We start from the raw sequence: 19,937 nt of genomic DNA, 5'->3' as shown, positions 1-19,937 counted from the left end.
TTTCGTTGTCTTGATGCGCCTCGGCGCGATCCCTTAGCCGAGCGTCGGCATGGTGAATTCGGGATCGGTACGCTGACCCGTGGGCCAGCGCTGCGTCGTGGTCTTGATGCGGGTGTAGAAACGGACACCCTCCATCCCGTGCATGTGGTGATCGCCGAAGATCGACGCTTTCCAGCCACCAAAGGAGTGGAAGGCCATCGGCACGGGGATCGGAACGTTCACGCCGACCATGCCAACTTCGATGTCCTGCGAGAAGGCGCGGGCGGTGTCACCGTCACGGGTGAAGATCGCGGTGCCGTTGGCGTATTCGCACTGGTCGATCAGAGCCACTGCGTCGTCATAGGTGTTGCGGCGCACGACCGAGAGGACGGGGCCGAAGATTTCCTCTTTCCACAGACGCATGTCGGGCTCGACATTATCGACGAGCGAACCGCCGATGTAGAAGCCGTTCTCGTAGCCTTGCTTGTCCTGCTTGAACTCACGACCATCGACGACGATTTTCGCGCCTTCGGCTTCGGCACCGTCGAGGAAGCCATGGATGCGCTCAAGCGATTGCGCGGTGACGATGGGGCCCATGTCGGAGTCTTTGTCCGTGGACGGGCCGACTTTGAGCGATTCGATCATCGGTGTCAGTTTCTCGATCAGTGCATCTGCCACAGCGTCGGTGACGGGAACCGCCACGGAGATCGCCATGCAGCGTTCGCCAGCCGAACCGAAGGCCGCGCCCATGAGAGCGTTTGCAGCCATGTCGAGGTCGGCGTCGGGCATGATGACCATGTGGTTTTTCGCGCCGCCAAGAGCCTGAACGCGCTTGCCGTTCGCGGTGCCTGTCTGGTGGATGTATTGCGCGATGGGCGTGGAGCCGACGAAGGAGATGGCTTTCACGTCAGGATGCTCAAGGAGCGCATCCACGGCCACCTTGTCGCCTTGGACCACGTTGAACACACCATCAGGCAGGCCCGCTTCTTTTAGCCATTCTGCGAGCAGGAGGGAGGCGGAGGGGTCACGCTCGGAGGGCTTCAGGACGAAAGTGTTGCCCGTGACCAGTGCTACGGGGAACATCCACAGCGGCACCATGGCGGGGAAGTTGAACGGGGTGATCCCCGCGACAACGCCGAGTGCCTGGCGGATGTTGAAGCTGTCTACATTGGTGCCGACGTTCTCGGAGAACTCGCCTTTGAGGAAGCTCGGTGCGCCGACTGCAAATTCGACGACTTCGATGCCGCGGGTCACTTCGCCGAGCGCGTCGTCATGGGTCTTACCGTGTTCGGCAGAGATGGCACGTGCGAGGTCTTCGGCGCGGTCCCACAGGATGTTCTTGAACTTGTCGAGGATGCGGGCGCGGCGCAGGGCTGGAGTTTTGGACCATGCGGGCCAAGCGGCTTTCGCAGCGGCAACGGCGGCGTCGACCTCGGCGGTGGACGCAAGCGCGACGGTGTTGGCCTCTTCACCCGTAGCAGGGTTGAAGACGGGCTGGTTACGGCCAGACGTGCTTGCGACGCGGGCGTTGTTGATGAAGTGGGCAATCTCGGTCATGGGTCTCTCCATTGGTCCTATTGAGGGCACGATAGAGTTTGTGGAATTGTTTGTATGCACGTCAAATATTGCTTTTCGATATGCATATACGCATAACAGGAAAAGATAGCGGGGCAGATGGCAACGGCAGGAGCGTGTGATGAATTGGGATGACGGGCGGATATTTCTGGCCGTTGTGCGCGCGGGCACGCTTTTGGGTGCTGCGCGGGCAGTCGGGCTTAATCAGGCGACCTTGAGCCGGAGGCTCTCGGCGCTGGAGGCGGATTTGCAGACCACACTGGTCGTGCGCGGGCCATCGGGGTGTCGCGTGACGGAGGATGGTGAGGCGCTGGCGGCGCGGCTGGAGCGGGCGGAAAGCGCGGTTCTGGAGGGGCAGGCGCTTTTTGCTGCTGATCGCACGAAGCCCAGCGGTGTGGTTCGGATCGGTGCGCCAGACGGGTTTGGGGTCTCATATCTCTCGCCGCGTCTTGCGCCGCTGTTGGACCGTTACCCTGACTTGCGGATCGAGTTGGTGCCCATCCCGCGCAGTTTCTCGCTGTCACAGCGGGAGGCGGATTTGGCGATCATGGTGGGGCGTCCGCAAAAGGGGCGGTTGGTGGCGCGCAAGCTCACGGAGTATTCGCTCGGGCTATATGCGTCGCGGAGTTACATCGCGCGTCACGGCGTGCCTGATGCGGCGCGGGATTTCGAGGGGCATCGGGTGATCGGCTATGTGGAGGATCTGCTGTTTTCGCCGTCGCTGGACTATGCCGCCGAATACTTTGGCGGGATCGCGCCGCAGCTTGGAATCGCCTCGGCGGTGGCGCAGATGCAGGCGGTGAAGGCGGGCGCGGGGATTGGCGTGTTGCACGACTATCTGGCGTTGTCCGAGCCTGATCTGGTGCGCCTTGAGACGCCGCTATCGACGCGGCGGGAATACTGGCTGGCCTATCACGAGACGCAGAGGGAGTTGCGCCGCCTCAAGGCGGTGGTGGCCTATATCACGGAGTTGGTGAGCGCGAACCGCGATTGGGTTCACGAGGGGTAGCTCAGCCTGCGGCGTTGATGCGCTCGATGTAGCTGCGCAGTTCCTCGGCCTCTTGGCGTGCCTCGCGCAGACCGTCCATCGCCGCACCCAGTTCCGCCTCGGTCTGGCTCAACTGGTTGGTGATTTCGGCTTCGCGTTGCTGGAAGTAGGCGACCGCCTGATCGCGTTGTTCCTCGGCTTCGTGGAGTTGTTGCGCCATCTGGTCGAGGTCGGACATATCGCCCTGTCCGACGCGAACGAAACGGTGAACGATCCAATGCGCGAACCATCCCATCAAGAAGGCCAGAAACAGCACAATGGCCGTGTAGATGATCATCTCGGTTCCGTTCATTCCGTCTCTCCCTCGTCCGTCGCTTCGGCGTCGGTGTCAGTTTCTGCGGGCGCGTCTGTCGCCTCGTCGCTTTGTTCTTCGTCTGCTGCCGCGTCGTCGCTTGCGTCGTCGGTCATGGCGGCGTCATCTGTTTCTTCGGTTTCGCTGGTCGCCTCAGTCGCGTCCGCTTCGTCGCCGTTGTCGTCCGCTGCTTCGTCCGTAGTCTCGGCAGCACCTGCGAGTTTGAACTCGATGCGGCGGTTGGCCTCGCGGCCTTCTTCGGTCTCGTTGGTGGCGATCGGATGGGCTTCGCCATAGCCGACTGCGGTGAAGTCGACGCTGACCACGCGGCGCGCGATCAGGGCGTTGAGCACGGAATTGGCGCGGGCCTGACTCAGTTGCAGGTTCATCTCTTCGCGGCCCTGACTGTCGGAGTGGGCGCCGATTTCGATCTCCATGTTCTCACAGTTCTCGAAGGCTTTTGCGAGGCGGTCGAGCGTGTCGGTGGAGCTGGCGTCGACATCGGTGGAGCCAGGGGGGAAGACGATCTTGGCCGACTGGATCACCGCATTGGCGCGGTCGACGCATTCTTGTGGTTCGGGCAGGTCGAGGACGGGATCAAGCTTGCGGACGTATTCCACTTCGATGTCGAACTCGGAGCCTGATCCCAGTTTCTCGGCCAGAAGCCGCGTGATGAGCGCCTTGCCATCGGGGTCGCCCGTGCGGCCACGGATGCGGACGTGATCCTCTTTCATCGTGACCGAGCCGTTTTGAAGCTGTGCGAGGGCTTCGATGGCGGCGAGTGCGCGGATCGACCAGCCCTGCGGCAGATCGGTGTCCTGACGCAGAGCGGAGTAAACCGTGTTCGCGCCGAAGGCGGCTTTTGCATAGGCTTCGGTGGCGGTTTGGGTGCGGTCGTCGGGGATGCGACCGCGCAGTTGGACCTGCCCTTCGGGGGAGCGGATGGCGAGGAATTGCGGGGCTTCCTCGGCCTCGTCGGTCTCAGGCTCGGGCAGGCGTGCGTGCAGGGTGAAGCTGTCGGGCAGGTCGGCTTCCAACTCGCCCGCGACCTTGTCGAAGAGAACGGTGGAGGTGCCTGCGGTGCCTATGAGAGAAACCTCACCGTCGGAGAAAGTGACCGTGCCCGTGCCAAGCTCGGCAACCGCGCGCATGGCACCTTCAACGATAGCGGCCCAGTCGTCGGTCGGCGCGCCGAGACCGATGACACAGGAGGGATCGCTGACGCCAAGGGCACGTGCGGCGGCAATCAGGCGGGCATGACCTTCGGGTGTCTCCACCGAGCAGGCATCAAAGCGCGCACCCTCTTCGTCGATCAGGAAGCGCACGGTAAAGGGCGTGATGACGGGGCGCGGGGCGGCCACGTCGATGGTCACGTCGATCCCGTTGGGGCTCATCTCATGCAGCGCGCGTTCGAGCCGTGCCTTCTGCTCCTTGCTGTCGGCCAGAGCGGTCACGTCGATCCCGTCGGCAGCCAGCGAGATTTTCGAGCGCGGCAGGCGTTCGATGGCCTCAAGGCCAAACTCGGCAACATCCTCCCATGCGGGCGGGATCGGGTAGTCGGCCTGTTCGAGAAGATCGGCTACGGCACCTGTCGAGGCGGCTTTCTCAACGGAGCGGATAAAGGCCTCGCGGTCCCATTGCGTCGGCACGAGGCCGATGAGGGAAATGCCGTGGTCGTTGCGCAGGATCTCCATGGAGAAGCGCGGCGCGCCGATGGATTCGCGGGCTTCCATGTCCATCACGTTGATCACACGGGCGGGATCGACAACGTGACCTGCGGCGCGCTGGGCGGCGAGTTGGGTGCTTTCGTCGGGGGCGGTGCCTGACAGGACGACCTGTAGCCCGTCTGTTTGCACCTCGACCCAGTTGAACCCTTCGACAGCGAGCTTTTCCTGAACCGCGTTTTGGGAGACCGTTTCGATGGCCCGTGTGCTGAAATTCGCACCGACCAAAGACATCGCAGCAGCGAGAACGAAAGCAACGACGGTCGGCACGAAGGAAGATAAGCGCATGGACGGGGGCTCTGCTCTCGGTTTATGTGGTTTGCCCTTCTCTTAGGACGATACTCGTTAACCCGCAATCACACGAACACAGAAGTGGCAAGAAATAGCGCAGCGAGAAGGCCCGCGTCGCGGTTGCTTCGGAAAAGATGCAGGCATCTATCGGTGTTGTCTATGTCAAGACGGGAGAGTTGCCACGCCATATGCCAGCCCATTGCCCAAGGGGCGCCAATGGCGACAACGAGGGAGAGAACGCCGCCTTCTGACAGTGCTTCAACCACGGCGCCAGTCATCAACAGGACGGTGGCGATCAGGAAGCGTTTAAGCCAACGCGCGGTGTCGTCGCCAAAGAGGCGCGCGGTGGATTTCACACCGATGAGGGCATCGTCCTCTTTGTCTTGGTGGGCATAGATCGTGTCGTAGAACAGGGTCCACGCCAGTCCCGCGAGGTAGAGGAAGACGGGCGCGGCGTTGAGTTCACCCGCCACGGCGGCATAGGCGAGAAGCGCACCCCAGTTGAACGCAATGCCCAGAAAGACCTGGGGCCACCATGTGAAGCGTTTGGCAAAGGGGTAGATCGCGACGGGGGCGAGGGAGACGAAGCCGAGAAGAATCGCAAGGGGCCCGAATGTCAGCAGGATGCAGAGGGCCAGCAGGGCTTGCAGGCACATCCAAGCCAGCGCCTGTTTCGTGGAGACCTGTCCCGAGGGGAGGGGGCGGGAGCGGGTGCGCGCCACGCCCGCGTCGATCTTGCGGTCGGTGATGTCGTTCCATGTGCAGCCCGCGCCGCGCATCAGCCACGCGCCGAGCGCACATCCGATCATGATCCAGAGGGTGCGGGGTGTGAACCCGCCCGCCTGTGACGCGGCCAGAAGCGCCCCCCACCAGCATGGGATGAGCAGTAGCCAAGTGCCCACGGGACGGTCCGCGCGGCTCAGGCGCAGGTAGGGGCGCGACCATTGCGGCGCGTAGTGGTCCACCCAGTTCCCACGAACGGCGTCGAAAACCTGTCCCTCGGTTTCTGGTCCATCGCTCTCTGGCGTTACGCGGTCATCGGTCATATATCGGTCTCATGGTTGAAACGAAAATCCGTCTCTTTGTAGATCACCCTTTGGCCGAAGGGCAAACCGTTCCTCTGGATCGGGACCAGTCGCATTATCTCTTTGGCGTGATGCGTCAGGGCGAGGGGGCGATGATCGCGCTTTTTAACGGGCGCGATGGAGAGTTTGCCGCTGAAGTGACGCGCGCGCACAAGAAGGCGGGGGAGTTGACCTGTCGGGTCAAGACCCGCGATTTGCAGATGCCGCCCGACCTGTGGCTTCTATTCGCGCCGATCAAGAAGGCACGCACGGATTTCATCGTCGAGAAGGCCGCCGAGATGGGTGCCGCGAAGATTTGTCCCGTACAGACGGAGTTCACCAATTCCGAGCGCATCCGTCAGGACCGTTTGCAGGCGCATGCGTTGGAAGCCGCCGAGCAATGCGGCGGGACTTATGTGCCTGAAGTGACGGGGTTGGAGAAGCTCGACCGTGTACTGGCCGACTGGGATGCCGAGCGTCAGATCATGTTTTGCGACGAGGCGCTTGTCGGCGCGGCGCAGACCTTGAGCGCGGTGAAGGGGGGCAAATGGGCCATCCTCATTGGGCCGGAGGGTGGTTTTTCTGAAGCCGAACGCAAGAGGCTTCACGCGCTTGATTTTGCCCATGCGGTCTCGCTCGGGCCGCGTATCCTGCGTGCTGACACGGCGGCGGTGGCGGCCTTGACGCTTTGGCAGGAACATTTGGGGGATTGGTCCTGATGCGCCCTGAAGTGCAAGCTCTCCTGTGGCGTTGGCGCGAAGTGATCGTCGGGGGCGTAGTTGTTGCGCTCTTGTTGTGGTGGGCGTCGGCGTCCTTTGGTGTGGTCCGCTGGGTCGCGCTGGGCGCGAGTGCGGTTGCCGTGATCTTTGCCATTGCCGCAATCCAGCGCGCGCGGTTCAAGGGCGCGTCGGGTGGTTATGGTGCGGTTGAGGTGGACGAGGGGGTGGTGAGCTATCTCACGCCTATGGGCGGCGGGCAGGTGGAGATTGCCGATCTGACCTGCGTGCTGCTCCTGCCTGCCGAACGCGGCCCCGCCCATTGGCAGATCGAAGCATCGGGACAGACCCCGCTCCAGATCCCTCTGGATGCGCATGGGGCAGACAAATTGTTTGACGTTTTCGTGACCTTGGAAGGGATCGAGACCGAGAAAATGCTACGGCAGTTGAAGGCTGCGCCGAAATCGCCAGTGCAGATATGGCGCAAACGCACAGTCTCCGTGCATTGACTTCCCGCGCGTTACAGCACAACTCTTCCTTCAATTCTCTACCCTAGATCCGATCGGAGACCTCCATGTCCATACCCCAAACCGGCGGCGGCCTGATCGAAAGCCACGACGATCTTGTGACTTTCCTTGCCAGCGGGTGCAAACCCGAAGCCGATTGGAAGATCGGCACGGAGCACGAGAAGTTCGGCTATTGTCAGGACACGCTGAAACCGCTGCCCTATGACGGAGACCGCTCGATCAAGGCGATCCTTGAGGGGTTGCAGGACCGTTTCGGATGGAACCCGATTTTCGAGGGCGAGTATCTCATCGGTTTGGAGTTGAACGGCGCGAATATCTCTTTGGAGCCGGGCGGTCAGTTGGAACTGTCGGGCGCTCCGCTCGATACGATCCACCAGACCTGTGACGAGGTGAACGAACACCTGCGCGAAGTGCAATCGGTGGCCGACGAGATCGGTGGCCGCTTCATCGGTCTGGGCTTTGCGCCGCATTGGACCCACGACCAAATGCCGCTGATGCCCAAGGGGCGTTACAAGCTCATGGATGCCTATATGGACAGCGTGGGCGAGACAGGGCGCGACATGATGCGGCGCACCTGCACGGTGCAGGTGAACCTCGATTTCGGCTCTGAAACGGACATGGTGCAGAAGTTCCGCACCGCGCTGGCGCTGCAACCCGTGGCCAATGCGCTCTTCGGCAATTCGCCGTTCAAGGAGGGCAAGCTCAACGGGCATAAGTCGTGGCGCGGGCGGATCTGGAAACACCTCGACGAGGCACGCACGGGGATGCTGCCCTTTGTCTTTGAAGACGGCATGGGGTTTGATCGCTACGTGGATTACGCGCTCGATGTGCCGATGTATTTCGTCTACCGCGACGGTCAGTATATCGACGCGCTGGGCATGTCCTTCCGCGATTTCCTCAAAGGCGAATTGCCTGCCCTGCCAGGTGAAAAGCCGACGCTGAGCGACTGGGCCGATCACCTGACGACGATCTTCCCTGAAGCGCGGATCAAGAAGTATATGGAAATGCGCGGTGCCGATGGTGGCCCGTGGCGGCGCCTGTGCGCCTTGCCCGCTTTCTGGGTTGGCATGATGTATGACCAGAACGCGCTGGATGCGACGACGGATATGATCAAGGGCTGGACGCCCGAATTCCGCGAGGAGCTGCGCGTGGCGGCCTTTACCGACGGGATGGCGGCGGAAGTGGACGGGGTCAAAATGATGGACCTTGCCCGCCAATGCGTCGAGATCGCGGATGCGGGACTTACTGCGCGCGGGCGCGAAGGGGCGGGCGGGCTTGTTCCCGACGAGACCCACTTCCTCAACGCGCTCAAGGATACCATCGAGACGGGGCAGGCCCCTGCCGACGAGTTGATCGAACGGTTCGAAGGCGACTGGAACGGTGACGTGACCCGCGTCTTCGGCGAGTATTCTTACTAGGCGCGTTTAGCCCTTTTTACCGATCTTGGTTTCCGTACCCGCCTTCAGCCGCGCGATGTTTTCGCGGTGCTTGAAGAAGATCAGGCATGACAGGACCAGCACGAGGATTGCGCCGTGCAGGTGATAGAGCCATGCGGTGTAGATCGGTGCGAGCAGGGCGGCAATGAGGGCGGAGAGCGACGAGTAGCGCGTGATAACCGCCACGGCGAGCCATGTCGCACAGGCCATCAGGCCCACGGGGAAAGACAGGGCGAGGAGCGTGCCGAGGAAGGTCGCCACGCCCTTGCCGCCTTTGAACTTCAAAAACACAGGGTAGAGATGGCCGAGCATGGCGCAAAGCCCCGCGATGCCTGCCGCCTCCTCGCTGATCAAACGCGCGAGCAGCACGGCGGCGGCACCCTTGCCGCTATCACCTAAAAGCGTGAGGAAGGCGGCGAGTTTGTTGCCTGTGCGCAGGACGTTGGTCGCTCCGATGTTGCCCGACCCGATGGCACGCAGGTCACCAAGGCCGAAGAGCTTCGCCATGGCGATGCCGAAGGGGATGGAGCCGAGCAGGTAGGCGAGGACTGCGGTGACGATGAGCATGGCTATTCTCCGAAGACGCGGTTGCCCGCAACCCAAGTGCCCAGCACACGCCCTTGCAGGCGGGCACCGTCGAAGGGCGTGTTTTTCGATTTCGAATTGAGCGCGAAACGGTCAAGCACGAAGGGCTGGTCGGGATCGAACAGCACCAGATCGGCGGGTGCGCCGACCTCAATCGTGCCCGCATCGAGGCCGAGGCGGCGGGCGGGATTGAGCGACATCGCACGCCAGAGCATCGGCAGGGTGATTTGATCCGCGTGAACAAGACGCATCGCGGCGGGCAGCAGGGTTTCCAGCGCGACCGCCCCCGATGCCGCTTCCTCAAAGGGCAGGCGTTTGCTTTCCTCGTCCTGCGGGGTGTGCATCGAGGAGATCACGTCGATCAGGCCATTGGCCACCGCCTCAACCATGGCAAGGCGGTCGTCTTCGGACCGCAGCGGCGGTTTGACTTTGAAGAAGGTGCGGTAGTCGCCCACGTCCAACTCGTTGAGTGTGAGGTGGTGGATCGAGACACCAGCGGTGACATCGAACCCGTTTGCCTTCGCCCGTTCAAGCGGCGGTAGGGCGCGGGCGGTTGTGATCTGATCGAAGTGGTAGGAGACACCCGTGATCTCGACGAGCGCAATGTCGCGGTCTATGCCCATGCGTTCGGCCATAGGCGAGACAGCGGGCAACCCGCGCAGCGTGGCGAATTTTCCAGAGGTTGCGGCGGCACCCTGCGATAGGGTGGGATCTTGTGGATGGCCGATGACGAGTGCGTTGCAAGAGCGCGCATAGGTCAGTGCGCGGACCAACACCTTTGCGTTGCCGACAACGTGATCGCAATCTGTGAAAGCCACGGCGCCCGCGTCCTTCATGAAGCCGATTTCGACCATTTCCTGACCTTCGCGGCCCTTGGTCAACGCGGACATGTGGTGGACGTTTACAATCGCATCGGTGGAGGCGCGGCGGGTGACGAATTCCAGCGTTTCTGGCGTGTCGATGGCCGCGAGCGTGTCGGGGCGTGTGATCATCGTGGTGACACCGCCCGCGGCGGCGGCGCGTCCTGCGGAGGCGAAGCTCTCTTTATGACGCTCGCCAGGTTCGGAGACTTTCACGCCGAGATCAACGATCCCGGGGGCGAGGCATTTGCCACCGCAATCCATGTGATCGCCTGTCGGTGGTGTGCCTGTGCCGCGTGCCGTGATGACGCCGTTTTCGATTGTGAGCCAGCCGATCTCGTCGGTCAGGGCTTCGGGGTCGATCAGGCGGGCATTGGTAAACGTCGTCATGCGATGCCTTTCTGGATATCGCGGATCTGTTGGAAGACAGCATGCGCGTTCTGGATATAGTCAAAGGACGGGGTGGCAATCGGGCGACCGCCATTGAGTGAGCGCGCGGCGGCCCGAAACCGTATGGTGCCAAAATTTGCGTCGTTAACTTCGATGACGGTATTGGGCGTGATGCGCAGTGCGTTGAGCGTGCGTCCGATAAAAGGGAAGTCGCGGGCGATGAACGCGCGACGGTTTGTGAGGGAATACCATGTGCGTTTACGCAAGTAGGGGCGAACAACTATCGGGGCGAGGGCAATATACATACCGATCGCAAAATGGATTAGGCCAAACATCCAGAATGGCCCCGCATTTTGCGCGGCGGTTCGCATGTAGAGGTAGGCGAAACCTGCGAAGAGCGCCCCAAAGGTCATCAAGGCTACCTGTCGCCCCGACAGGTGAATAGTGTCATCGGGCTGGCCCTGCCATAAGACCTGCTCGTCATTCGCCAGAAGGTCGTCCCAGCCGCTGCTCATCCCGCCACCCATACGAAGGCTGCGACGAAAATCGCGAGGAAGATCAGAACAACGGTTGCCACCATGCCGCCAATGCGTGCGTCGCTCTTGGGTGGTTTGCCCTGCGCGAGCATCCCTTCGGCGCCTGCGCTTTCTAGGCGCTGCATGGAGGGCACTTCGGGCGCGGTGCCGTAACGCCCGATCAGGGTGAAGGGCGGCTCGGGGGCGAATTTGGTGTTGGAGGTGGCGAGTGCTTTCGAGTAGATCAGGCACAGGCTGCCTTCCAGCGCGTCGAGTCTCTGCGCGTCGGATGCATTCACGTCCATGCCGTTGGCATCCGCGACATATTTGGCCAACCCGTATTCGGCGATGGTGCTGGCATCGAAGCGTTCGACATGAGCGGGGTCGGGCGCGGTCCACAGGCCAAGCGCCTCGGCCAGTTCGGCAGGTTCCATCGCGTCGAGCGCCTCGGCGGGCATGTCCACGGCAAAGACCCAGACCATGCGCTGATGGCCTTCGGGGATGATCGCAGCTTCGCTCACACCATCACCCCTTGATTGGCGGCCTCGCGTTCGGCCCGCAGGTTGCGCGCCAGCAGGTCCATCGCGGCCATGCGCACGGCGACACCCATTTCCACCTGTTCCTGAATGACCGAGCGGTTGATGTCGTCGGCGATTGTACCGTCGATCTCTACACCGCGGTTCATCGGGCCGGGGTGCATGACAATGGCATCGGGTTTGGCGTGGGCGAGTTTCTCGGCGTCGAGCCCGTAGCGGTGGTAATACTCGCGCTCGGATGGGATGAAGCCGCCGTCCATGCGTTCTTTCTGGAGCCGCAGCATCATCACCACGTCCACGTCCTGTAGCCCCTCGGCCATGTCGTCGTAAATCTCGCAGCCGAATTCGGCGAAATGGGCGGGCACCAGCGTCGGCGGTCCGACGAGGCGGACGCGGTTTTCCATCTTGCCCAGAAGGATCAGGTTGGAGCGCGCCACGCGGCTATGGGCCACGTCGCCGCAGATCGCGATGTTGAGACGGTGAAGCCGTCCTTTGGCGCGGCGAATCGTCAGCGCGTCGAGAAGCGCCTGCGTAGGGTGTTCATGTTTGCCATCGCCCGCGTTGAGCACGGCGGCGTTGACCTTTTGCGCAAGCAGATCCACCGCGCCCGAATGCGGGTGGCGGACCACCAGAAGATCGGGGTGCATCGCGTTGAGCGTGAGCGCCGTGTCGATCAGGGTTTCGCCCTTTTTGATCGAGGAGGCCTGCATCGCCATGTTCATCACATCCGCGCCGAGCCGCTTGCCCGCGAGTTCAAAGGAGGCCTGCGTGCGGGTGGAGTTTTCGAAGAACATGTTGATTTGCGTCAGCCCTGCAAGCGCATCGGAGTGCTTGTTGGCGCGGCGGTTGAGATCGACGTAGCTTTCGGCCACATCCAGCACTGTCTTGATTTCGTCGGGATGGAGCGGCTCGATCCCCAGAAGGTGTTTCTGTCGGAATGCCATATGTGCCTCCCCCTCGTGCTGCGGTGCGGTTGCTTCGCTTATAGAAACTGACGCCTTTGGCGGCAATGGCACTTTGTCGTGCCGTGGCATCGTGGCGGATTTACCTTCACGCGCGGGCAGGGTAGCGTATCGCCATGAACGCCGCACTTGATCAGATGGACTATTGGGACGCCCACGCTCTGCTGGAATGGCAGATCGAATTGGGTGCCTCCGATCCGATCAGCGAGGCGCCGATCAATCGTTTCGAGGTGCCGAAAAGCGCACCCAAACCCGCCGCGAAAGCCGCCACGCCACCCGCGCCCGTGGAGACCCCCGAGGTCGATCCGCAGGCCGAGGCCGTGGCCGCAGCAAAGCGGGCGGACAGCCTCGACGCGCTGCGGGCGGAGATGAATGCCTTTGCCCATTGCGATCTCAAGAAGGGCGCGCGCAATCTGGTGTTTTGCGATGGTGATCCGCGTGCGCGGGTGATGGTCGTTGGCGAGGCGCCAGGCCGCGAGGAGGACAGGCAGGGCAAGCCCTTCGTCGGGCGCTCTGGCCAGTTGCTCGACAAGATGTTCGAGGCCATCGGGTTGAGCCGCGGGGCCGATGATCCCGCCAGCGCGCTCTATATCACCAACACGCTGCCTTGGGCGCCGCCACAAAACCGCGATCCGAGCAACGAAGAAGTGGCGATGCTCAAGCCGTTCTTGCTGCGCCATATTGAGCTGGCTGATCCGAAAGTGCTCGTTCTCGTGGGCAACTGGTCGTGCCATGCGCTTTTGGGCAAAACGGGGATCACGAAGCTGCGCGGGAATTGGGCGGAGGTTCTGGGGCGTCCCGCAATGCCGATGACGCACCCCGCCTATCTCCTTCGGCGTCCCGAATTCAAGCGCGAGGCATGGGCTGATCTGCTCGAAATCCAAGCCCGTTTGCGCGGCCTCTCCTGAACCTTTCGAAAGAGCCAGCCATGTCAAAGATAGATGAGAGCAAAGAGTTCATTCCCGTGCGCATTGCCGTGCTGACGGTTTCCGACACGCGCGGGATCGCGGAGGACAAATCGGGCGCGGCCTTGGTCGAGATGATCGAGGCGGCGGGGCATGTGGTGGCCGACCGCAAGATCGTCACCGACGACCGCGCCCTGATCCGCGACATGCTGGCGGCGTGGATTGCGGATGCGGGTGTGGATGTGGTGATTTCGACGGGCGGCACGGGGCTGACGGGGCGCGATGTGACCGTCGAGGCACACCGTGATGTCTATGAGAAGGAAATCGACGCTTTCGGCACGGTGTTCACCATTGTCTCGATGCAGAAGATCGGCACCTCCGCCGTGCAGTCGCGTGCGACGGGTGGGGTTGCGGGGGGCACTTATCTCTTCGCCTTGCCCGGATCGACGGGAGCGTGTCGCGATGCGTGGACCGAAATTCTGCAATACCAGCTCGATTACCGTCATCGCCCCTGCAACTTCGTCGAGATTATGCCGCGTCTTGAAGAGCACAAACGGCGCAAGTAGTGCCTGCATAATGCACTCATCGCAAAATTTTGTGCGAGGAGGCAAAAAATTCTCGATCTAAGGGAAGTTCTGTCGCGTATCATAAGCGCGTTGCGCCGTATGTTTTGCGGGCTATCTTTTGTGGACGACGCATTTTCGAGGAGTTTTCATGCGCTTTCTCCGCCGATCCCTGACCGGTCTTTTTCTTTTGTGCCTCACCGTAGGTTTGCTCGCTGCGGGGGGCTACCAGTTTTATGCGTCCATCAAGGAACGTGCCTCCGCTGAAAGCAGGCCGCGTGCCGCGCGCGAGCGCCAGTTTGCGGTGAATGTGGTGACGGTAGAGCCGTCGCGCCTTGTTCCAGTGCTGTCGACCTATGGCGAAATCCGTGCGCGCAAGACGCTTGAATTGCGGATGCCTTCGGGCGGGCGGATCGTTGAATTGAACCCTGCTTTCGAGGAGGGCGGATCGGTGTCCGAAGGGGACGTTTTGATCCGCGTTGATCCGACTACGGCACAGGCGGCGTTGCGTGTGGCCGAGGCCGATTTGCAGGAGGCCGAAGCCGAGCGCGCCGATGCCGAGAATGGCGTGGCGCTGGCCGAGGATGATCTGGCGGCAGCGCAGGCGCAGTTGGATCTGCGCAGTGCGGCGCTTGCACGTCAGGAGAACCTTTCGGAGCGGGGCGTGGGCACGGCGAGCGCGGTTGAGACCGCAGCCCTGTCGGAAGCCAGTGCGCGTCAGGCGGTCTTGTCACGTAGGCAGGCGCTGGCCAGTGCGAAGGCGCGTCTTGATCAGGCGGCGACGGGCGTTTTGCGGGCCGAGATTGCCTTGGACGATGCGCGCCGCGCGGTCGAGGACACGGCGCTTGTGGCGAGTTTCGACGGGATTCTGACGGGTGTTTCCGCCGCGCTTGGCGGGTTGGTGAATGCCAACGAACAGGTCGGGTCGTTGATTGCGCCCGACGAGCTTGAAGTGGCGTTCCGTATTTCCACCGAGCAATACTCACGTGTCGCGGGTGGGGCGGGTGTGCCCGATCTGCCCGTCACGGTGTCGCTTGATGTCTCTGGCGTGAACCTTTCCGCGCAAGGACGTGTGACGCGCGAGAGTGCTGCCGTTGGCGATGGTCAGACGGGGCGGCTTTTGTTCGCCGCGCTTGAGGATGTGGCAGGGCTGCGGCCAGGTGATTTCGTGACCGTTGAGGTCGAGGAGGCGCCGCTAGAAGGGGTCGCCCTTGTACCCGCCAGCGCCGTGGATGCGGCGCAGACTGTGCTCGCGGTAAGCGCCGAGAGCCGTTTGGAAGTGATCGATGCGCCTGTTCTGCGCCGTCAGGGCGATGAGGTGATCATCGACGCCCGCGCCGTGGCGGGGCGGCAGATCGTGGCCGAGCGTAGCCCGCTTCTGGGCGCGGGCATTCGGGTGCGGGTCAACGGAGCAGAAGAGGGCGCCGATGGTGCCGAAGCCGCCGCGCCCGAAGGACGGCCCTCGGGTGGCGAGTTGGTGGAGCTTGACGAGGAACGCCGCGCCAAGCTGATCGCCTTTGTCGATAGCAACACGCGGATGCCCGAAGAGGCTCGCGCGCGGATCAAGGAGCAATTGTCTGCCGAGAAAGTGCCTGCGGAACTGATCGAGAGGCTCGAAAGCCGTATGGGGGCATAAATCATGACGGCACGTTTCGAGGCCGCAACGGGCGGCATCCTGTCCTACTTCACCCGCCACCGCACGGCGGCGAACCTTGTGTTGGTGCTGCTTCTGGCGGCGGGTCTGTTTGCACTTCCCAACATGCGCGCGCAGTTCTTTCCCGATGTGGTCGTGGACAGTGTGCGCGTCTCCGTTGCGTGGGACGGGGCGGGAGCCGAGGATGTGGATCGCGGCGTGGTGCAGGTGTTGGAGCCTGTGTTGCTTGCGGTCGAGGGGGTGGCGGAAAGCACATCGCAATCCTCCGAAGGGCGCGCCAACATCACGCTCGATTTCGAGCCGGGATGGGATATGCAGCGTGCCGCCGACGATGTGGATGCGGCGATTGATGGTGTGACCAACCTGCCTGACGGGGCCGATGACGTTACCGTGCGGTCGGGCGGCTGGTCGGATACGGTGACAAACGTGGTGATCACGGGGCCTGTGGGTCTCGATCAACTGGCGCGTTTTGCCGACGAACTCATTTCGCGGCTCTTTAGCGAAGGGGTGACGCGGACCTCCGTGTCGGGTGTGGCTGCGCCTGAAACGATTGTCGAGGTGGCGACCGTCGATCTGATCAAGCATGACGTGAGCATGGCTGATATTGCCAGTGCCATCGGTGCGCAGAGCGATTCCAGTCCTGCGGGGGATGTCGGTGGCGGCGCCTCGCGTGTGCGTGCGGGTGTCGAGAAACGTGCCGCCGATGAAATCCAAGCTATTGTGCTGCGCTCCGATCCCGACGGGTCGAAGCTGTTGATCGGTGATGTGGCGACGGTGCGTGTCGAGGGGATCGACCGCAACGAGGCGTTTTTCGTCGGCGACAATCCTGCTGTTTCTGTCCGTGTGGCGCGCTCCGATCAGGGCGATGCGATCGAGATTCAGGGCAAGGTGGAAGATGTCATCGCCGAGATGGAGTTGACCCTGCCGCAAGGGGTGACGCTCGATCTTTTCCGAACGCGGGCGGAGGCCATTCAGGCGCGGTTGGAGATTCTGGTCAACAACGGCGCAATGGGGCTCGCACTGGTCGCGTTGCTGCTGTTTTTGTTCCTCAACGCGCGCACGGCGCTTTGGGTCGCGGCGGGTATTCCTGTGGCGATGCTTTCGGCCATTGCGTTGATGTATGCGGCGGGTTTGACGCTCAACATGATCTCGCTGTTTGCACTCATCATCACGCTGGGGATCGTCGTGGATGACGCCATCGTGGTTGGCGAACACGCCGATTTCAGGGCGCGGCGGCTCAAGGAGAAACCTGTGGAGGCCGCCGAACGCGCCGCGCGGCGGATGTTCGCGCCAGTGTTTTCCTCGACCATGACGACAGTGATCGCCTTCTTTGGCCTCACGGCGATTTCTGGCCGCTTCGGTGATCTGATTTCCGACATTCCCTTCACGGTGATCGTGGTGCTTATCGCCTCGCTGGTGGAGTGCTTCATCATCCTGCCCAACCACTTGAGCCACTCGATTGCCAGTCACGACAAGGTGCATTGGTATGACTGGCCTTCGCGTAAGGTGGACAAGGGGTTCCGCTTCGTGCGCGAACACCTGTTCCGTCCGTTCATCACCTTCGCGGTGCAGATGCGCTATCCCGTGGTTGCGACGATCTTCGTGTTGCTGGCCTTCGAGGTGTCGCAACTGATCACGGGTGCAGTGCAGTGGCGGTTCTTCAACTCGCCCGAGCAGCCCGTGATTTCGGGCAATTTCGCTATGGCGCCCGCAGCTTCGCGCGAGGACAGCCTGGAGATGATGGCCGAGTTGCAACGTGCGACGGATGCCACGGCTGAGCAGATGGAGGCAGAATATGGTGTCAATCCGCTAGCCTATGTGATCGCGCAGGTCGGAGCGAACACGGGGCGCGGTCTGGCAGGTGCGGATACCAAGGAGAGCTACCAGCTTGGCGGGATTTCCATCGAGTTGATTGATGCAGACCTGCGGCCCTATTCGTCTTTTGCCTTCGTCGAGGCGCTTCAGCAGAATGTGGTCAATCACCCGATGGCCGAAACGGTGACATTCCGCCGCGGGCAATTCGGGCCGGGTGGGGACGCGATTGATGTGCAACTTTTCGGTGCGGATGCGGAGACGTTGAAAGCCGCAGCAGAAGCGTTGAAAACAAGTCTCGCACAGTTTCCCGAGGTGTCCGCGCTGGAGGATAGTCTGTCCTACGACAAGGAAGAGTTGATCCTTGAACTGACGCCGCAGGGCGAGGCGCTCGGCTTTTCCATCGACACCTTGGGCCGTACGCTGGCCAACCGTTTGGGCGGGATCGAGGCGGCGAGCTACCCCGACGGGACACGCACGGCAACCGTTCGGGTGCAACTTCCCGACGATGAATTGACCGCCGATTTCCTCGACCGCACGCAGATGCGGGCCGCGTCAGGGCAATATGTGGCGCTGGCCGATATCGTGTCGGTGACGCGGCGCACGGGATTCTCCACGGTTCGGCGCGAGAACGGATTGCGGCTGGTTTCGGTGACGGGGGATCTGAGCGAGGACGACCCCGCCCGCGCCACGGAAATTCAGGAGCAGATCACCGAGGAGATCATTCCCCTTATCGAAGAGGATTACGGCGTGACCTCCCGCATTTCGGGTCTTTCCGAACAAGAGAACCGCTTCCTGTCGGATGCCTTGTTGGGGCTGATGGCGGCCATGTTGGGGATCTACCTGACGCTGTCGTGGATATTCTCAAGTTGGACACGGCCCGTTGTGGTCATGGCTGTGATTCCCTTTGGGCTGATCGGCGCGATCCATGGACATGCGATTTGGGGGATACCTTTGTCGATGTTCTCGGTGGTGGGTCTCATCGGCATGACGGGGATCATCATCAACGACGCGATTGTGCTGGTCACTACGATTGACGAATACGCCGAGGAGCGCGGGTTGATGCCTGCCGTGGTTGACGCGACTGTGGATCGTCTGCGTCCAGTGTTCCTTACCACGATGACGACCGTTCTTGGTCTCGCGCCGCTGCTTTACGAAGGGTCGGCGGATGCGCAGTTCCTCAAGCCCACAGTGGTGACGCTGGCCTATGGGCTCGGATTCGGCATGGTGATCGTTCTGGTTCTGGTGCCTGCTATCGTGATGATGCAGCTCGACACGGGCCGCGGTATGGCAGCGATGCGTCGTGCGCTTTCCAATCCGCGCAAGCTTGGAATTGCGGGCGCATCGTCCGTGGTTGCCCTGGTCGGTGCGGTTGCGCTCTTTGCCCTGACGGTTGGTCAGGTGGTCGTCGCGGGTGCTTTGCCCGAGGCGCTCGGTGGCGGGGGGCTTGTCGCGGCGATCGGGTTGTATGTGGGTGGTCTTCTGGTCGCCTTCACGCTCGTCTATGCCATCGGCTCGCTGGCGCTTTGGCGCAGACGCGCGCGGTGAAGCCGGACCTCTTTTCGTCGGCTATCTGAACGTTACCCGCCTGTGCAGCCGCGCGCCTCGTAGGCCGTGCCTTCGTCGATCACTGTGATGGTCAGGGTGCTGCGGTCGATGGCGAAGGGCGCGGCTGTGGGCGGCACAAGGTCCGAGGTGGCTGTGACGCGCGACCCGTCTTGCGTGATGGTTGCCTCCGAAACCCAGACATCGTGGTCGGGGTGTTCGATCACTGCCACGACCTGATTGCCGATTTTGGGCAGGTTCAGTGTGGCCGCGATTCGCATCCCGTCCTTGATCGCATCTGCGGCGCATTTCGCGCCAGTTACGGTGTGGGGGCGCTCGGCGAGCGCGGCGGTGATGCGCGGGTCGGGGGCTGTGTCGGTAGCATCGAGCGTTGTTGCGAAGGCCGAGGTCATGGGCATGCAGATGTCCATACACACGCCGTAGGAGATTTCACCCGAAAGCTCGATGTTGCCTGCGGCGTCTGGGACGATCTCCACAGGAAGCACCAGCGCGTCCTCGTAGCCGATATAGCGCATTCCGTTCTGGCCATAGACCGTCGGGACGGGCCAGTGCAGCCCCACTCCCGCAAGATTGTCCGAGCCGCCCCAGTCGAAACGCGGCGGGATGCCTGATCCGCCAGGCGCGCGCCAGTAGGTGTGCCACCCTTCTTTAAGCGTGATTTGCAGCGCGGCCATGTGGTTGCCGTTTTTCATGCGCCAGCCGGGCAGGACCGTGACCTGTGCGAGATCGTCGGAATCCATGGCGGTAGCAGCGTGAGGTGCCGTTGTGGCCGTCCCGATGGCAAGCGCGCAGAGGGCAGCGTAGAGGGGGGTAATGCGTGTCATGGCGATCTGTATAGGCGGCAGCGTGCACACTCAAAACTCACATTTGAGCGACTGGCCGTTACAATTGGCGGGCTGTGGCTTGGATGCCGATCTTTTCGCCATGGCACCCTTGC

At 62.2% G+C, this 19,937-nt stretch carries 18 protein-coding genes; 8 read left to right on the top strand and 10 right to left on the bottom strand.

Annotated features, from left to right (window positions below; translation table 11 throughout):
- Positions 1-33: 33 nt before the first annotated feature.
- Positions 34-1,536: a CoA-acylating methylmalonate-semialdehyde dehydrogenase gene (locus ACN0SC_RS11200; protein ID WP_417249765.1), complete on the bottom strand. Its 1,503-nt coding sequence runs from the start codon at positions 1,534-1,536 to the stop codon at positions 34-36.
- A 139-nt stretch (positions 1,537-1,675) separates the two neighbouring features.
- On the opposite strand from ACN0SC_RS11200, the gene ACN0SC_RS11195 reads away from it, so the two are divergent.
- Positions 1,676-2,563 carry a LysR family transcriptional regulator gene (locus ACN0SC_RS11195; RefSeq protein WP_417249764.1) on the top strand — a complete coding sequence of 296 codons (888 nt, stop codon included), beginning with the start codon at positions 1,676-1,678 and terminating at the stop codon, positions 2,561-2,563.
- 1 nt (position 2,564) lies between these two features.
- Here the strand turns inward: ACN0SC_RS11195 and ACN0SC_RS11190 are convergent, their stop codons facing one another.
- From ACN0SC_RS11190 to ubiA, 3 genes are all read right to left on the bottom strand, one after another.
- Positions 2,565-2,894: a hypothetical protein gene (locus ACN0SC_RS11190; protein ID WP_417249763.1), complete on the bottom strand. Its 330-nt coding sequence runs from the start codon at positions 2,892-2,894 to the stop codon at positions 2,565-2,567.
- A complete protein-coding gene (locus ACN0SC_RS11185; RefSeq protein WP_417249762.1) occupies positions 2,891-4,906 on the bottom strand; it encodes an OmpA family protein in 2,016 nt (671 codons plus the stop codon). Before ACN0SC_RS11185 ends, ACN0SC_RS11190 begins: the two co-directional genes overlap by 4 nt.
- 68 nt (positions 4,907-4,974) lie before the next feature.
- Positions 4,975-5,955 (bottom strand): 4-hydroxybenzoate octaprenyltransferase, encoded by a 981-nt coding sequence (gene ubiA / locus ACN0SC_RS11180; protein ID WP_417249761.1) that lies wholly within the window; start codon positions 5,953-5,955, stop codon positions 4,975-4,977.
- A gap of 11 nt (positions 5,956-5,966) precedes the next feature.
- Here ubiA and ACN0SC_RS11175 point away from each other — a divergent pair, with 11 nt between their 5' ends.
- The 3 genes from ACN0SC_RS11175 (at position 5,967) to ACN0SC_RS11165 (ending at position 8,634) form a co-directional block, all read left to right on the top strand.
- Positions 5,967-6,692 (top strand): 16S rRNA (uracil(1498)-N(3))-methyltransferase, encoded by a 726-nt coding sequence (locus ACN0SC_RS11175; RefSeq protein ID WP_417249760.1) that lies wholly within the window; start codon positions 5,967-5,969, stop codon positions 6,690-6,692.
- Positions 6,692-7,198 (top strand): hypothetical protein, encoded by a 507-nt coding sequence (locus ACN0SC_RS11170; RefSeq protein ID WP_417249759.1) that lies wholly within the window; start codon positions 6,692-6,694, stop codon positions 7,196-7,198. The genes ACN0SC_RS11175 and ACN0SC_RS11170 overlap by 1 nt, the downstream gene beginning before the upstream one ends.
- A 65-nt stretch (positions 7,199-7,263) precedes the next feature.
- Positions 7,264-8,634, top strand: coding sequence for a glutamate--cysteine ligase (locus ACN0SC_RS11165; protein ID WP_417249758.1), 1,371 nt, complete (start codon positions 7,264-7,266; stop codon positions 8,632-8,634).
- Between the two features lie 6 nt (positions 8,635-8,640).
- On the opposite strand, the gene plsY is transcribed toward ACN0SC_RS11165, so the two are convergent.
- The 5 genes from plsY to ACN0SC_RS11140 are packed head-to-tail and all read right to left on the bottom strand — an operon-like array spanning position 8,641 to position 12,482.
- Positions 8,641-9,219 carry a glycerol-3-phosphate 1-O-acyltransferase PlsY gene (plsY, locus tag ACN0SC_RS11160; protein ID WP_417249757.1) on the bottom strand — a complete coding sequence of 193 codons (579 nt, stop codon included), beginning with the start codon at positions 9,217-9,219 and terminating at the stop codon, positions 8,641-8,643.
- 2 nt (positions 9,220-9,221) lie between these two features.
- Positions 9,222-10,487: a dihydroorotase gene (pyrC, locus tag ACN0SC_RS11155; protein ID WP_417249756.1), complete on the bottom strand. Its 1,266-nt coding sequence runs from the start codon at positions 10,485-10,487 to the stop codon at positions 9,222-9,224.
- Positions 10,484-11,002 carry an aspartate carbamoyltransferase catalytic subunit gene (locus ACN0SC_RS11150; protein ID WP_417249755.1) on the bottom strand — a complete coding sequence of 173 codons (519 nt, stop codon included), beginning with the start codon at positions 11,000-11,002 and terminating at the stop codon, positions 10,484-10,486. The genes pyrC and ACN0SC_RS11150 overlap by 4 nt, the downstream gene beginning before the upstream one ends.
- Positions 10,999-11,523, bottom strand: a complete 525-nt coding sequence (locus tag ACN0SC_RS11145; RefSeq protein WP_417249754.1) for a hypothetical protein — start codon at positions 11,521-11,523, stop codon at positions 10,999-11,001. Before ACN0SC_RS11145 ends, ACN0SC_RS11150 begins: the two co-directional genes overlap by 4 nt.
- Complete coding sequence (locus tag ACN0SC_RS11140; RefSeq protein ID WP_417249753.1) at positions 11,520-12,482, bottom strand: aspartate carbamoyltransferase catalytic subunit; 963 nt, start codon at positions 12,480-12,482, stop codon at positions 11,520-11,522. Before ACN0SC_RS11140 ends, ACN0SC_RS11145 begins: the two co-directional genes overlap by 4 nt.
- Positions 12,483-12,616: 134 nt before the next feature.
- On the opposite strand from ACN0SC_RS11140, the gene ACN0SC_RS11135 reads away from it, so the two are divergent.
- The 4 genes from ACN0SC_RS11135 (at position 12,617) to ACN0SC_RS11120 (ending at position 18,982) form a co-directional block, all read left to right on the top strand.
- On the top strand, positions 12,617-13,408 hold the full coding sequence (locus tag ACN0SC_RS11135; protein ID WP_417249752.1) for a uracil-DNA glycosylase: 792 nt from the start codon (positions 12,617-12,619) through the stop codon (positions 13,406-13,408).
- A gap of 20 nt (positions 13,409-13,428) precedes the next feature.
- Positions 13,429-13,971: a molybdenum cofactor biosynthesis protein B gene (gene moaB / locus ACN0SC_RS11130; protein ID WP_417249751.1), complete on the top strand. Its 543-nt coding sequence runs from the start codon at positions 13,429-13,431 to the stop codon at positions 13,969-13,971.
- A 148-nt stretch (positions 13,972-14,119) separates the two neighbouring features.
- Positions 14,120-15,604 carry an efflux RND transporter periplasmic adaptor subunit gene (locus ACN0SC_RS11125; RefSeq protein ID WP_417249750.1) on the top strand — a complete coding sequence of 495 codons (1,485 nt, stop codon included), beginning with the start codon at positions 14,120-14,122 and terminating at the stop codon, positions 15,602-15,604.
- A gap of 3 nt (positions 15,605-15,607) precedes the next feature.
- Positions 15,608-18,982 carry an efflux RND transporter permease subunit gene (locus ACN0SC_RS11120; RefSeq protein ID WP_417249749.1) on the top strand — a complete coding sequence of 1,125 codons (3,375 nt, stop codon included), beginning with the start codon at positions 15,608-15,610 and terminating at the stop codon, positions 18,980-18,982.
- 32 nt (positions 18,983-19,014) lie between these two features.
- Here the strand turns inward: ACN0SC_RS11120 and ACN0SC_RS11115 are convergent, their stop codons facing one another.
- Entirely contained in the window at positions 19,015-19,824 is an 810-nt protein-coding gene (locus tag ACN0SC_RS11115; RefSeq protein ID WP_417249748.1) for a protein-disulfide reductase DsbD domain-containing protein, read from the bottom strand.
- Between the last annotated feature and the right edge of the window lie 113 nt (positions 19,825-19,937).

The sequence above is a fragment of the Celeribacter sp. genome, assembly GCF_048261515.1.
In the GTDB taxonomy this organism is placed as follows: domain Bacteria; phylum Pseudomonadota; class Alphaproteobacteria; order Rhodobacterales; family Rhodobacteraceae; genus Celeribacter.
The sequence above is the reverse complement of the archived record's forward strand: the minus strand, read 5'-3'. Positions and strand labels throughout refer to the sequence as shown.

Bases quoted from the DNA above. Each gene is read 5' to 3' on its own strand.
- ACN0SC_RS11115 (WP_417249748.1), bottom strand. From the start codon at position 19,824: ATGACACGCATTACCCCCCTCTACGCTGCCCTCTGCGCGCTTGCCATC.
- ACN0SC_RS11175 (WP_417249760.1), top strand. From the start codon at position 5,967: ATGGTTGAAACGAAAATCCGTCTCTTTGTAGATCACCCTTTGGCCGAA.
- moaB (WP_417249751.1), top strand. From the start codon at position 13,429: ATGTCAAAGATAGATGAGAGCAAAGAGTTCATTCCCGTGCGCATTGCC.
- ACN0SC_RS11125 (WP_417249750.1), top strand. From the start codon at position 14,120: ATGCGCTTTCTCCGCCGATCCCTGACCGGTCTTTTTCTTTTGTGCCTC.
- ACN0SC_RS11195 (WP_417249764.1), top strand. From the start codon at position 1,676: ATGAATTGGGATGACGGGCGGATATTTCTGGCCGTTGTGCGCGCGGGC.
- ACN0SC_RS11135 (WP_417249752.1), top strand. From the start codon at position 12,617: ATGAACGCCGCACTTGATCAGATGGACTATTGGGACGCCCACGCTCTG.
- ACN0SC_RS11190 (WP_417249763.1), bottom strand. From the start codon at position 2,894: ATGAACGGAACCGAGATGATCATCTACACGGCCATTGTGCTGTTTCTG.
- ubiA (WP_417249761.1), bottom strand. From the start codon at position 5,955: ATGACCGATGACCGCGTAACGCCAGAGAGCGATGGACCAGAAACCGAG.
- ACN0SC_RS11150 (WP_417249755.1), bottom strand. From the start codon at position 11,002: ATGAGCAGCGGCTGGGACGACCTTCTGGCGAATGACGAGCAGGTCTTA.
- ACN0SC_RS11200 (WP_417249765.1), bottom strand. From the start codon at position 1,536: ATGACCGAGATTGCCCACTTCATCAACAACGCCCGCGTCGCAAGCACG.
- pyrC (WP_417249756.1), bottom strand. From the start codon at position 10,487: ATGACGACGTTTACCAATGCCCGCCTGATCGACCCCGAAGCCCTGACC.
- ACN0SC_RS11185 (WP_417249762.1), bottom strand. From the start codon at position 4,906: ATGCGCTTATCTTCCTTCGTGCCGACCGTCGTTGCTTTCGTTCTCGCT.
- ACN0SC_RS11120 (WP_417249749.1), top strand. From the start codon at position 15,608: ATGACGGCACGTTTCGAGGCCGCAACGGGCGGCATCCTGTCCTACTTC.
- plsY (WP_417249757.1), bottom strand. From the start codon at position 9,219: ATGCTCATCGTCACCGCAGTCCTCGCCTACCTGCTCGGCTCCATCCCC.
- ACN0SC_RS11140 (WP_417249753.1), bottom strand. From the start codon at position 12,482: ATGGCATTCCGACAGAAACACCTTCTGGGGATCGAGCCGCTCCATCCC.
- ACN0SC_RS11165 (WP_417249758.1), top strand. From the start codon at position 7,264: ATGTCCATACCCCAAACCGGCGGCGGCCTGATCGAAAGCCACGACGAT.
- ACN0SC_RS11170 (WP_417249759.1), top strand. From the start codon at position 6,692: ATGCGCCCTGAAGTGCAAGCTCTCCTGTGGCGTTGGCGCGAAGTGATC.